This window comes from Mycolicibacterium palauense (assembly GCF_002592005.1).
Lineage (GTDB): Bacteria > Actinomycetota > Actinomycetes > Mycobacteriales > Mycobacteriaceae > Mycobacterium > Mycobacterium palauense.
Map to the genome: position 1 here is coordinate 1 of NZ_NVQF01000126.1, position 11,578 is coordinate 11,578.

At 61.3% G+C, this 11,578-nt stretch carries 15 protein-coding genes and 1 tRNA gene; 12 read left to right on the plus strand and 4 right to left on the minus strand.

Annotation, left to right across the window (positions count from 1 at the left end):
• Positions 1–140 precede the first annotated feature (140 nt).
• Positions 141–770, minus strand: coding sequence for a two-component system response regulator PdtaR (locus tag CSR00_RS27840; protein WP_099025617.1), 630 nt, complete (start codon positions 768–770; stop codon positions 141–143).
• A gap of 100 nt (positions 771–870) precedes the next feature.
• Here CSR00_RS27840 and CSR00_RS27845 point away from each other — a divergent pair.
• The 7 genes from CSR00_RS27845 (at position 871) to CSR00_RS31880 (ending at position 4,868) form a co-directional block, all read left to right on the plus strand.
• A tRNA-Leu gene (locus CSR00_RS27845) sits at positions 871–944 on the plus strand.
• A 97-nt stretch (positions 945–1,041) separates the two neighbouring features.
• On the plus strand, positions 1,042–2,376 hold the full coding sequence (locus CSR00_RS27850; protein WP_099025618.1) for a tyrosine-type recombinase/integrase: 1,335 nt from the start codon (positions 1,042–1,044) through the stop codon (positions 2,374–2,376).
• 243 nt (positions 2,377–2,619) lie between these two features.
• Positions 2,620–2,802 carry a helix-turn-helix transcriptional regulator gene (locus CSR00_RS31605; protein ID WP_099025619.1) on the plus strand — a complete coding sequence of 61 codons (183 nt, stop codon included), beginning with the start codon at positions 2,620–2,622 and terminating at the stop codon, positions 2,800–2,802.
• Positions 2,803–3,071: 269 nt separating this feature from the next.
• The gene (locus tag CSR00_RS30390; RefSeq protein ID WP_141564506.1) at positions 3,072–3,806 is read left to right on the plus strand and encodes a hypothetical protein; all 735 of its coding nucleotides are present in this window, start codon (positions 3,072–3,074) and stop codon (positions 3,804–3,806) included.
• Positions 3,807–3,816: 10 nt separating this feature from the next.
• The gene (locus CSR00_RS27860) at positions 3,817–4,035 is read left to right on the plus strand and encodes a hypothetical protein (protein WP_099025620.1); all 219 of its coding nucleotides are present in this window, start codon (positions 3,817–3,819) and stop codon (positions 4,033–4,035) included.
• A 252-nt stretch (positions 4,036–4,287) separates the two neighbouring features.
• Positions 4,288–4,476 (plus strand): hypothetical protein, encoded by a 189-nt coding sequence (locus tag CSR00_RS27865; protein ID WP_099025621.1) that lies wholly within the window; start codon positions 4,288–4,290, stop codon positions 4,474–4,476.
• On the plus strand, positions 4,476–4,868 hold the full coding sequence (locus CSR00_RS31880) for an HNH endonuclease (RefSeq protein WP_099025622.1): 393 nt from the start codon (positions 4,476–4,478) through the stop codon (positions 4,866–4,868). The genes CSR00_RS27865 and CSR00_RS31880 overlap by 1 nt, the downstream gene beginning before the upstream one ends.
• On the opposite strand, the gene CSR00_RS27875 is transcribed toward CSR00_RS31880, so the two are convergent.
• Both CSR00_RS27875 and CSR00_RS30395 read right to left on the minus strand, forming a co-directional pair.
• Positions 4,842–5,501, minus strand: a complete 660-nt coding sequence (locus CSR00_RS27875; protein ID WP_099025623.1) for a hypothetical protein — start codon at positions 5,499–5,501, stop codon at positions 4,842–4,844. The two genes, CSR00_RS31880 and CSR00_RS27875, sit on opposite strands and share 27 nt — an antisense overlap.
• A 148-nt stretch (positions 5,502–5,649) precedes the next feature.
• Positions 5,650–6,225, minus strand: a complete 576-nt coding sequence (locus CSR00_RS30395; protein ID WP_176562302.1) for a hypothetical protein — start codon at positions 6,223–6,225, stop codon at positions 5,650–5,652.
• 14 nt (positions 6,226–6,239) lie between these two features.
• Here CSR00_RS30395 and CSR00_RS27880 point away from each other — a divergent pair, with 14 nt between their 5' ends.
• The 5 genes from CSR00_RS27880 (at position 6,240) to CSR00_RS27900 (ending at position 10,816) form a co-directional block, all read left to right on the plus strand.
• A complete protein-coding gene (locus CSR00_RS27880; protein WP_099025624.1) occupies positions 6,240–7,709 on the plus strand; it encodes a terminase large subunit domain-containing protein in 1,470 nt (489 codons plus the stop codon).
• Between the two features lie 21 nt (positions 7,710–7,730).
• The gene (locus CSR00_RS27885) at positions 7,731–9,107 is read left to right on the plus strand and encodes a phage portal protein (protein WP_099025625.1); all 1,377 of its coding nucleotides are present in this window, start codon (positions 7,731–7,733) and stop codon (positions 9,105–9,107) included.
• 2 nt (positions 9,108–9,109) lie between these two features.
• On the plus strand, positions 9,110–9,565 hold the full coding sequence (locus tag CSR00_RS27890; protein ID WP_099025626.1) for a hypothetical protein: 456 nt from the start codon (positions 9,110–9,112) through the stop codon (positions 9,563–9,565).
• Between the two features lie 74 nt (positions 9,566–9,639).
• On the plus strand, positions 9,640–10,494 hold the full coding sequence (locus CSR00_RS27895) for a phage major capsid protein (RefSeq protein ID WP_099025627.1): 855 nt from the start codon (positions 9,640–9,642) through the stop codon (positions 10,492–10,494).
• Positions 10,495–10,498: 4 nt separating this feature from the next.
• On the plus strand, positions 10,499–10,816 hold the full coding sequence (locus CSR00_RS27900) for a hypothetical protein (protein WP_099025628.1): 318 nt from the start codon (positions 10,499–10,501) through the stop codon (positions 10,814–10,816).
• Positions 10,817–11,213: 397 nt separating this feature from the next.
• On the opposite strand, the gene CSR00_RS30900 is transcribed toward CSR00_RS27900, so the two are convergent.
• On the minus strand, positions 11,214–11,372 hold the full coding sequence (locus tag CSR00_RS30900) for a hypothetical protein (RefSeq protein WP_176562303.1): 159 nt from the start codon (positions 11,370–11,372) through the stop codon (positions 11,214–11,216).
• Positions 11,373–11,578 lie beyond the last annotated feature (206 nt).

Consider the following 11,578-nt stretch of genomic DNA (forward strand, 5'->3'; position numbering starts at 1 on the left):
CTGCACAGCTACCTCCACGACATTCCGCCCACCGAGTTCGAGGCCGCGTTCTACGATGCTCAACGGAGCGACCAACCGCTGGTCGCAATCCAATAGATCGAGCCTCCGGCAGAACCAGGGCGATTCAGTCGGCGTGGCGGCTAGCCCGACGCGGGTCCCTCGGACGGCGGATCGAGGGTCTCCAGGACCACCTCCGCGACCCGCTTCATGGTGGTGCGCCGGTCCATCGCAGCGCGCTGGATCCACTTGAACGCCTCGGGTTCGCTCATGTTCTGCTTGGCCTGCAGCAAACCCTTGGCGCGTTCGACGAGCTTGCGGGTCTCCAACCGGTCCGACAAGGAGGCGACCTCGCGTTCCAGCGCGGAGATCTCACCGAATCGGCTGACGGCAAGCTCGATCGCCGGGATCAGGTCGGTGATGGAGAACGGTTTGACCAGGTAGGCCATCGCCCCCGCGTCGCGGGCCCGCTCGACCAGATCGCGCTGGCTGAACGCGGTCAACACCACGATGGGGGCGATCCGCTTGGCGGCGATCTCCGAGGCGGCGTCGATCCCGTCGCGGCGGGGCATCTTGACGTCCATGATCACCAGGTCGGGGGTCAGCTTCTCGGCCAGCTCGACGGCCTCCTGGCCGTCGCCGGCCTCGCCGACGACCTCGTAGCCCTCCTCGCGCAGCATCTCGGCGAGGTCCAGCCGGATCAGCGCCTCGTCCTCGGCGATCAGTACACGGTGCGGTTTGGGCGCATCGGCTTCGTTGGTTGGCCCGCTCATCCGCTTATTCTCGCGTGGGCGTCAACAAACGGCGACTTCGGGTGTTCGGCCGGCCATCCTCTATGGTGGATAGTCGCGGTGCGCCAGGTGCGCACCGCATGCCCTCGTATCCCAATTGGCAGAGGAAACGGATTCAAAACCCGTCCAGTGTGAGTTCGAGTCTCACCGAGGGCACCGGAAATAGGAGGTCAAAGCGGTTTCAGCTATTGCCACACTGGTAGGCGCGACCACACAGTAGGCAGACAGTAGGCACGGCACTAGAATGCCGCCTATGACGACGGCCCCTCGCAAGCGCAGCGTTCGACACGGCGTAGACGATCTCTGGCACCGCACACCCCGCAAGGGTGAACAGGTGTTTTACCCCGCCGACAACGCAGACGGGCCGGTGTGGTGCATGGACCGGACCCACTTCAAGGACACCGGAACGATGGTCTGCACCACGCGGCACGGCACAGGCAAGCGCTGGCGCGCCGAGTGGGTGGACCACGATGGCAAGCGGGCCACGGCGGCGTACGACAGCAAGGCAGAAGCACAACGGCGCGCCGATGATGAACGGACCGCGATCAACACCGGCACCTATGCCGACCCGCAGCGCTCGGCGGTCACGTTCGGCATGGTGGCCGAAGCGTGGCACGAGACTAAGAGGGCTGCGAGCCGGGCGCCTAAGACTGTCGCCGGTTACCGAGAATTGCTCGATAACGTGATCCTCCCGAGGTGGGAGACGTACCCGCTGCGGGATATCGACCATGAGCGCCTACAGCAGTGGTGCGTGTGGCTCTCGACGGACCCGGCGGCACGGAGGTACCCGAAGCGCGACAAGGACGGCGAGGTAATGAGGGTCGGCCTGTCCCCCGCTCGGGTGATTCAGATTCACCAGGTGCTCAGTCAAGTATTCGCCTATGCGATCCGGGCTAGGTACCTAGCGGTCAATCCTGCCGACAGCATCACGTTGCCCAGCAAGCCTCAAAGCAAAGAGTTGGCGCTGACCCATGAGCAAGTGCGTCGTCTTGCCGACGAGACCGCCGCGGCGCCGGTTCGGCAGCGGGCCGACCTAAGGCCAGCGCTTACCGCGCTCGACGGCATGGTGCGGTTCCTGTCCTACTCGGGTCTGCGGTTCGGTGAAGCTGCCGCACTGCGGGTGAGCGACGTGGATCTGGCCAAGCGCCGGGTAAACGTCTCTAAGGGCATCACGGGTGTTCGGGGTCAGGGTCGCGTCGAGGGTGACACCAAGACTCACCAACGGCGCTCGGTGCCGATCCTGACGACGGCTTGTCTCGACGAGCTGCGGCTGGCCACCGAGGGCCGTAAGCCAAGCGAGTACCTGTATCCCGGCCCGGACGGCGAAGCTATGACCGTTGGGTGGTTCCGGGTGCGGTTCGATAAGGCCGCGGCGAAGCTGGGCTTAGGTGAGGTCACGCCTCATACGTTGCGGCACACGGCGGGTTCCCTGGCGCTCGCCGAAGGCGCCTCGGTGGCTACGGTGCAGAAGCTGTTGGGGCACCGCAATGCCACTACCACGATGAATGTTTACAGCCATATGCTGCCGGATGACTTCGACAATTTGGCGGCAGCGATGAACAAAGTGACTCAAGTCACACCGAGTTAGTAGCTGAACTAGTCCGAATTTCCGGACTGCATCGGGCTGGAAAGTTGCTGGCCAATGCCCACTGCACCAAAAATAGGAGTCCGAATTTCCGGATAAACGTTCCTATTGCTTGGATTTGGGCGGTGCGGCCGATACTGTTGGCACTACCAGGAACTACAGGTGGTCAAAAGGAGGCCGGTTCCCGGTCACAAAGTTCCGCGAAAAGCGCGGCACTGAGTAAGAAGCACCAGAAAGTCACTCAACATGTCGGAACACGACGTGTTCATTGATGCCGCCGGAATCGCTGCGTATAGCGGCCGGAGCATCGAAACGATTCGATACTGGCAGAGAATGGGACAGCTTCCCCACTCTGCGAAGGTGGGGCGAAGGCGTGTATGGAAGCGAGCCGACATCGAAGCATGGCTTGAGTCCAAGTTCGCAGCTTAACCCCTTAATCACTAACAGTTCCCAAGGCAGCCGGGCGCTTAATTGCGGCTACCGTAATAATGAAGGATCGAGATAATGAAGTTTGTTGCTAGCGTCGAGGATGGACCCACAACATACGTCGTCGCAGTCGACCGAGACGGGTTCACGCACCTCGAAACACGGTGGACTTCGGCTGACGACACTGTGAGCGCCAATGAAGTCGTGCTATCAGAGGGCGCTGCGGTAGAGCTTATCGCGGCGCTGAAAGGTGCAATGGCCGTCGTGTAGGAATGGCCGTTGAAATGGTGACCTGTGGAACCTTTTCCGCAGGTCACCATTTGTTTGCAGCCGCGCTCTGCGCGCCAATTTGTGACAAAAGTCACGCTATTGGCCTTAACTGCATGAATTTGAGGGTCCAGTTGATAGATTTAACTTATAGGTTGGTTGAGAACGAACCGCACGTAACGACAACGGTCACGAAACGCCAAAAAAGAACCGACCGCATAGACGTACAGGGCTGCCCCAACTGGCAAATAAGCCCAGACGGGTCGCTGTATTACCAACGCCGGAAGGCCACTCCCGACGGAACGGTGCCAGTAATTGACCTCGGACCGGCGGCATTCCCGCCCGTTGTTCCGGCTCATGGCGACGGGAGCCGCGAACGATTCGTAGACGAGCTGGTGTGCTGGCACTTTCACCGCCGCCTATCCATCTCGCAACAGCGGTTCGCCTACACCATTCATCTAGACGGCGACTGGTCGAACTGTGCGGCCGACAACGTACGCCAGGTGCTCGATACCGAATGGCAATGGGAACAGAAGATGCGCGGATGGATGGCATCGAACATCCCCGCTAAACGCCTCAAGACACCGGGCGCCGCGTCGTTCGGGGGCCGACGCAACGAGGTGGCGCCCAGCGACCTGCGTGAGGGCGGCGTCATCGCCGCACTACCGGAATGGGCTGACGTAGTGCCCATCTGGGTGCGAGACAGACTGAAAACAGAACAGGAGAAGGCTTGTGCATGACACAGGAGACGTGACGCTCGGCGTCAAGGCGTATGAGTTCATGACCGACGAGGCCGAGACATGCATTGGCTTGCGGTTCGTGCTGATGGATCACTACTCGCCGGCGCTCAAAACGGTCACGGTGCCGATTGACCCAGACGCGGCGCTGAAGATCGGAGCAACGTTGATTGCGCATAGCGATTGGCTGTCTGGCCGTCCCGAACGGGACTGGTCGCAACTCGCAGCCTAGAGCCACAAAGCTAGACCGGCCCGTGCCCGGACCTCTCCTGTACCGAAGGTCCGGGCACCCGCCATTTAACGGGGGAACTATGGGGATATTGGTAGTCAAACGGACACGTGGATACGAGATACAGGCCGACGGCTACACCGTCACACGCCTGGACGACGAACAAGCACGAGACCTCAAGTCTGCGCTCGATGCCGCGCTCACCGCGAACAGCGGATCTGCGCGAACACCGGCCAAAGCACGCTGGGGGCCCGCATGAGCACCGCAGTCACGGTGCCCGCCGAAACGGGCGAACCCTACTGCGTTGCCAGAACGGGCCCGAACCGGGTCACCATCACCAGGCGCAGCGAAAGCGGGTTTGAACACCGCCTGACGTTCCGCACCAGCGAAGCACTCGCCGTGATCAACGTCGTCGCCGACCTGCTCGAACAGACAACGATCTAGTGCAGCGGCCCTGTCTGGGCTGCGGGTACCTTATCGACCACGGCTCACGCTGCAACGACTGCCGACCTAAGCGCACCGTTAAGCCCGGCACTAAGGGCAGAACTGCGACGGACTGGCGATGGCGCAAGCTAAGCCAGAAGCTAAGGCGACTAAGCCCGTTCTGTGAGAAGTGTTTAGCCACCACAGATTTGACCGTTGACCACGTTATCCCGCCCAGCGAACGGCCAGACCTCACCTACGACGAACTCAACCTGCGCGTTTGGTGCCGTAGCTGCAACGGGTCGCGCAGCAACCGGGTGACCGACCAGGAACGACAACAGGTGCTCGACGCTATCGCACAACGACGCACGCGGAAATCCTTGCGTCTAAGGGATGGACTTGCCTCCACCTAACGTCGTGATATTCAAGTTGAGGGTGTATCGACCCTCCTCGCCTGAGCGGTCCTTCCGGACATGCAGCTCGGCTGGTCGGGCGATGCGCCCAGCGTTCACGTCGTCGACGACGCTCGCCGCAAGTGGGAACAACTTCTGCTCCCACAATGCGTCACGGACGGTCTTCACATGGTCCTCGAAGGTAGTCACGAACTCCGCGCTGTTCGGCGGACCTGCGTCAATTTCGAGTGCCACGTTGATCGAAGTTGGATGGGCAGGACCGTTCGCGTAGGTGAAGCCTGTCTCTACCGACTCGAACTCTGCACCATTCCTATGGGCTACGTGACCGTGCCGCCAGTCCATGATTCGCTCGTGCACCGCAAGCCCCTCGTCACCCAGAATCTCGGCGACGAAGTCTTTAAACGCAATCTTGCGCTTCCTGTTGCTCACGGCGCACCGCCCGTACGACGCGACGGCGGACTCCCAGAGCGCTCGGCGGTGAAAGACGTTCGCCATCTTCGAATCGTCCAGCTTCCTGCGCTCGTGGAGCGCCATGTCCGCTGCTTGGAGGTCAGACCATGCGGAGGACCAGCGATTCAATAAGGTCGCGTTCAGCCCGGTCAAGGTGCCCCATAGCTCGCCTTTGTTCGCCATGCAATAGACGCTAGTCGAAGGGTAAGACAACCAAGGTGATGCTCACGAGCCCGTTAAGCCGGTTCGAGTTGACGATGACGTGCGCTAAGGGTGGCCAGTAACCCCCGGACGGCTCGTCCCTCCTCTCGGACTGCCAGCGCGGAGACGATTACTCACCATCCCTTGGCGGTAGCGGTGTGCGAGCACGTTGGCCGAGGAAATCCCATTGATTAGCGAACGGATCTTTCCGGAAGAATCGTTGGTTTACGCTGGCCTTGGCTAGTGTCAGCCAGCGGCCTTTGTTCACCATGTTGATCTGAGTTGTCTGTCTTTCAGCCTCAGACAATGCAACAATTAGATTGTTTGTAAAGAAACCTCTGTTCATTTCGTTGGCGGGTTCGTCAATGAATCTCTGCCAGGTATCACGTACAAATCTCAGAGCTTCCGACATGTGTTGCGGGTCTAAATTTACGAGCTCGTCTGAAAGTCGGAAGAGTTTGCGTTCAGTTGTACGCCCGAGTAGCTCTGGCACTTCCTTGACCGCTCTTCTGCTAATCCCCGCAAGGGCCTCAACGAGCACGGGTGAGACTTCATAGAGAAAATCAAGATATTCACGGCGAAGTTCGCGTTGCTGGGCGCGTACGGGCTCGCGTATTCCGTGCCACAAGTTATATATGCCGAGAATTAATCCGGCGACACCAGCCGCCTGCGACAGCGAGAGCAACAACGTGGACCCCCAAGACACAGAAGGAGTTTAGATTGCGTGCTGGCCCGAAAAGGGCCGTCGATGACAGTGTGTTGCCGTTTCGGCCACGGTCGGACGGCTCGGCGGCATTCGCCGCGTTCTGCGAGAAGTTCGTGAAGGTCCGCGAGTCCCGGCGGGTGGTTCCGCTGCGCTTGCGCCCGTGGCAGCGCGAATTGCTCGGATCCGTGCTCGACTCCGATCCTGTGCCGCGTGTGGCGGGCTGGTGTCTGCCGCGCGGTCAGGGCAAGTCAACATTGGTCGCCGCGCTCGGGGTCTATGAGCTGATGACTGGCGGCGAAGGTGCCACCGTGATCGTGGCGGCGGTGGATGAGCGCCAGGCGGGCATCGTGTTCAACGTCGCCGCTCGGATGGTCGAGTTGAACGACGACCTGGCTGGCCGGGTGCAGGTGTTCAAGGATCGGCTGGTGGTGCCTTCGCGGGGTGCCTCGTTTGCCTGTCTTCCGGCGTCACCGGCAAGTCTTGAGGGCTTGGACTATTCGCTGGCCATCGTGGATGAGATTGGCCGGGTAGCGGCGGAAACGTGGGAAGTGATCGCGCTCGCGCAGGGCAAGCGTGAGCAGTCGACGCTTATCGGCATCGGTACGCCCGGACCCAACGAGGACAACGTTCTAACGCGGCTTAAGGCGTATTCGCAGGCTCACCCGGAAGACACCAGTCAGGTTTACCGGGAGTTCAGCGCGGCGGGTTTTGAAGATCATCCGCCGTCTTGTGAACACTGTTGGGAGCTGGCGAACCCGGCACTTGATGACTATTTGCACCGGGACGCGTTGCGGGCGTTGTTGCCGCCGAAGATGACGGAGACGCACTTTCGACGGGCCAGGCTGTGCCAATTCGTCGGCGGTAATGAGCATCCGTTTATCGACTCCGAAACGTGGGACGGGCTGAGCAGCGGCCTGCTCGTCCCGGAGGGTTCCGAGGTCGTGTTGGCCGTTGACGCCAGCCTTAAGGACGACAGCACCGCAATCGTTGTCGGCACGGTGGCGGCTAAGCCGCATTTCGACACGCTTGCAGTGTGGGAGAAGCCACGCGACGACGACGGTTGGCAGGTGCAGATCTTGGACGTTGAGCAAGCGGTGAGGGACGCGGCTAAGCGGTACAAGGTCCGCGAGGTTGCATTCGACCCGGCCTATTTCACGCGCTCGGCGGCTGTGCTGGCAGCCGAGGGACTGCCGATGGTTGTTTTCGCTCAGTCACCACCGCGCCAGACAGCGGCGACTAACGACCTGCACAGCTCGGCGCTTGCGGGACTGTTCACCCATTCCGGGAACGCGGACCTTAGGCGGCATGTCCTAAACGCCACGGTGTTGGAGTCGGATAAGGGTATCCGGCTTGCGAAGACTTCACGGTCGAAGCACGCGCCGAAGATTGACCTTGCTACGGCGCTGATGATGGCGCACTCGCGAGCTACTTGGCTTGCGTCGCAGCAGAAGCCACGGAGGCGTGTCGTTTCGTCCGCTTACTAAATAATTGAATAAGGATTCGCATTGTCTAACGAATTGGTGATCGAACTGTGTCAGGCGCTTGACGCGCCGCAGCACAAGTTCGCACAGTATGGCCGTTATTACCGGGGTGAACAGGCGCTTAGTTTCGTGTCTCCGGAATCGGCGGCGGCTATCGGTAATCGGCTCTCTAAGCTCATCGTTAACGTGCCGCGGATTGCGGTTAACGCGGTCGCGGAGCGCTGCCGTTTGCTGGGGTTTGAGCCCGATCCGCAGGTGTGGGCCGACTTCATTGCTAACGATCTTGACCAGCAGGCGGGCATCGTTCACCGTTCGGCACTGCTCTACGGGCAGTCGTTTGTGATCGTGTGGAGCGAGGACGGCGCCAGCCCGGTGGCCACGGTGGAGTCTCCGCTGAACGTGCAGGTGTTAACCGATCCGGCAACCCGCGAAGTGACTTCTGCGGTGAAGCGCTGGACCGACGCCACGAAGCGCGAAACGCATTGCGTGGTGTATCTACCCGATGAGATTCAGCATTGGCGGGCCAATCAGACCGGTGCACCATCGACCGCGCTGAGGTTGGTAGGGCGGCTGGATAATCCGCTGGGCGTGGTCCCGGTGGTGCGGTTCCTCAACGCTGACCTGTTGGGCGAGTGTGTCAGCGAGATCGCCGATATCGCCTGCCTTACCGATGCGTTGAGCAAGGTGTCTAGCGACATGCTGATTGCGTCGGAGTTTCTTGCTAAGCCGCGTCGCTGGGCCACCGGTGTTGAGCTTATGGAAGTCCCGGTGCTCGACGGTGAGGGCAACCCGGTCTTCGAGAACGGGGCGCCGGTCACTGAGGCGGTGTCACCGTTTCCGAACAACGACAAGTTCCTGATCAGCGAGGCCGAGGAAACGAAGTTCGGACAGCTCAATGGGAGCACCTTGGACGGCTACAAGAACGCCGCCGACCTGATCTTGTCGGAGCTGGCTGCGGTGTCGAATCTGCCGCCGCACTATCTGGGAATCTTGCACGCGAACCCGACCAGCGCGGATAGTTTGCGTGCCAGCGAGGCGGGCCTAACGAGCAAGGCCGAAGCTAAGCAGGCGGCCTTTGGGCGGTCCTGGGAGCTGGTCGGCAAGCTCATGCAGGCCATCCGCACGGGGGTTTCCCCGGCGTCGGTGCAGTGCCGGGTGCAGTGGTGTGACCCGTCGACCCGCAGTGAAGCCCAGGCCGCCGACGCGGTGCTCAAGCTCGTGCAGGCGGGCATCTTGAGTAAGTCGGGTGCGCTGCGCCGGCTGGGCTATACGCAAACCGATATCGATCAGGAACTGAGCGACCGCGCCGCCGATGCGTTGGCCAGTGCCGACCCAAGTCTGATGACGTTCGCCAAATTGCAGAATGAGAACGGAAATATGAGTTATTCCGGGGGGATTTAGAGATGAGTGACGTTAATTCCGGCCCAGATGGCGCGGAAACGCACGACCACAACAATGACGGTCCAGGTGCCGTCGACAAGCCGGACGGTGCGCAAGGCGCGCAGCCAGACGACGAGTCCGCAGGTGATACGTTCCCCCGCGATTATGTCGAGTCGCTACGTAAGGAGTCGGCCGGGTACCGCGACCGCGCTAAGCAGGCCGAGGGCCAAGTCGAGACTCTCTCTCGACGGCTGCATACCGAACTAGTGAAGGCAACTAAACGGCTGGAAAACCCGGCTGACCTGCCTTACGACGCTAAGCACCTCGACGACGCCGACACGCTAGCCGCTGCGCTCGATGCGCTGCTGGCTGACCGGCCTTATTTGGCTAAGCGGGCCGTTAGGGGCGACGCCGGTCAGGGTGTCCGCGGCGGCGCGCAACCGCCGAGCTTGCTTGATGCCTTGAAAGGCACCATTTAGCGCCCGGTGCGCACAAACCCCCGCCCTGATGGCGGCCAATAACTGAACAGACAATTGAATAAGGACAACTGAATATGGCTATCGAAACGCCGGGTGGCAATACCACCCTGATTTACGACGAAATCGCGTCGAACATCGTGACCGGGCCGCTGGTGCAGGCTTCCACGTTCCTATCGGCGCCCGGTCTGCGCATCGTCAACGCGTCGCATGAAATGCGCTTCCCCAAGGTCGGGGCGATCACAGCGGGCTACGTGGCCGCGGGCGCTCAGGTCAGCGACGGCGACGCCGCTTTCACCGAAGTGCGGGTGCTCCCGTCGGGGATTAAGGGCACGAAGGCGCTGATCAAGCTGTCAGCGGAGTTGATCCGCACCGCCGGGGTCGACCTGGAGTCGGTGATCCGCGAACAGATGGTCGACGGCATCGCCCGCGCTGTCGACGCAGCGCTGTGGAACGGCGATGGTAACGCCCCGACCGACGATGAGGTGCTGGGCATTCTGGCCCGCGACTCGGTGGAGGCGGGCGACCTGGATCTGACCGACGCCGATTCGATCATCGACGGCATCGCGAAGGCTGTGGGCAACAAGGTGCAGCCGAACGCGCTGGCGATGAATATCGACACGTTCACGGCGTTCCGCAAGCTTAAGGTCGGCGCATCTGATGCCCGCTACATTTTCGATCCGAGCAACGCATACCGTGCGAACAGCTTTGAGATGTTCGGGCTGCCAGTGATTATCACCGACAACGTGCCCGCTGAGTCGGTCGCGGTGATCGACTTCACCAAGATTGTCGTGGTCCGTGACCAGGCCCCGACGGTGTCGGTGGACAAGCTCATCGAGTACGACAGCACGGCGATGCTGGTCACAACTCGGCTGGATGTGGGATTGCTGCACGACGAGGCAGTCACGCTGTTGACCGTTCCAGAAGAGTAAGCGGGTGGCTGCGCCGACAGCGGCCCAGTTGGCCGAATTTATGGGTCGTGAGGTTAACGAGAGTCAGGCCAGCGCCGTACTCGACGTGGTGACCGCTCTCGCCGCGTCCTATACGCGCGGGCTCGGATTCACAGGCGGTGAACCGAATGCCGATGTCCGTTGCGTGATCCTATCGGCGTCGGCGCGCTTGCTCACTGACACCACGCAGATCACGGCGGACCGCAGCATGGGGCCGTTCTCGGTGAGCTACCGAGCCGGGTTCGACGGCTGGACAACCGCTGAGCTGTACGTACTTAACCGCTACCGGCAGCGGGCAGCCTAAAAAAAGCTGCTCACTTCCGCACGCGGGATTTAGCGGGATTAAGGACGACGCCCGACTTAGGTCGGGCGGTGTCGCGCAGCTTAGGAACTGCGCGGCGGCGGTGAGGGCACCCGGAGTCAACCTCACATTGGGGAGGTGACCCCTTACGGAACCGTACGGGTGCGTCTACCGCAACCACTCGGGACGACTTGTCCCGGGCGGTCGCAAACAAACCATGACCGACCGTCGTGGCCACGTTTGCGGCTTCACGAAACACGGGCCGGGAATCTCCCGACCCGGAGCCAGAGGGGAACGCGTGCCGGAGTAGTTACCGGCTGCTGAGGCTAGTCAGCAAGCGCGTTCCCAACAGAACGGCCCCCGGGGTGCAAGGAACACCTTGGGGGCCGCTTTCTGCGTTTCAGGCGTCGGGGTCGAGTTCCGTCGACCAGTGGTGTCCGTCCGGGTAGGCGAACTGTACGTGCGTGCCGTTGGCGAACAGCCGATAGTGCCCGTCGCAGATGGTGTGCCAGTCGGTGCAGTCGGGGGCGGGTGCGGGAATCATTTCGAGGTTGGTCACAGCCGGGACGGTACAGCCCGCTGAGGTGTCCGTCAACGCTGAGATATGTTGTGTTGCAGCGTATTTAACGTACAGGCGATGTGTCGGCGTCGCCTGAAAACTAACCCCGTGTCGGCGGGTGAATTTTGACCCCCTTCGTCTGAGTCTCGGCTTACGAGCCGAGAGGAGAAGGGAGTGTTGTCAGTGGAGGATTGGGCTGAGATCCG

Bases quoted from the DNA above. Each gene is read 5' to 3' on its own strand.
- CSR00_RS27840 (WP_099025617.1), bottom strand. From the start codon at position 770: ATGAGCGGGCCAACCAACGAAGCCGATGCGCCCAAACCGCACCGTGTA.
- CSR00_RS27850 (WP_099025618.1), top strand. From the start codon at position 1,042: ATGACGACGGCCCCTCGCAAGCGCAGCGTTCGACACGGCGTAGACGAT.
- CSR00_RS31605 (WP_099025619.1), top strand. From the start codon at position 2,620: ATGTCGGAACACGACGTGTTCATTGATGCCGCCGGAATCGCTGCGTAT.
- CSR00_RS30390 (WP_141564506.1), top strand. From the start codon at position 3,072: ATGGCCGTTGAAATGGTGACCTGTGGAACCTTTTCCGCAGGTCACCAT.
- CSR00_RS27865 (WP_099025621.1), top strand. From the start codon at position 4,288: ATGAGCACCGCAGTCACGGTGCCCGCCGAAACGGGCGAACCCTACTGC.
- CSR00_RS27875 (WP_099025623.1), bottom strand. From the start codon at position 5,501: ATGGCGAACAAAGGCGAGCTATGGGGCACCTTGACCGGGCTGAACGCG.
- CSR00_RS27890 (WP_099025626.1), top strand. From the start codon at position 9,110: ATGAGTGACGTTAATTCCGGCCCAGATGGCGCGGAAACGCACGACCAC.
- CSR00_RS27895 (WP_099025627.1), top strand. From the start codon at position 9,640: ATGGCTATCGAAACGCCGGGTGGCAATACCACCCTGATTTACGACGAA.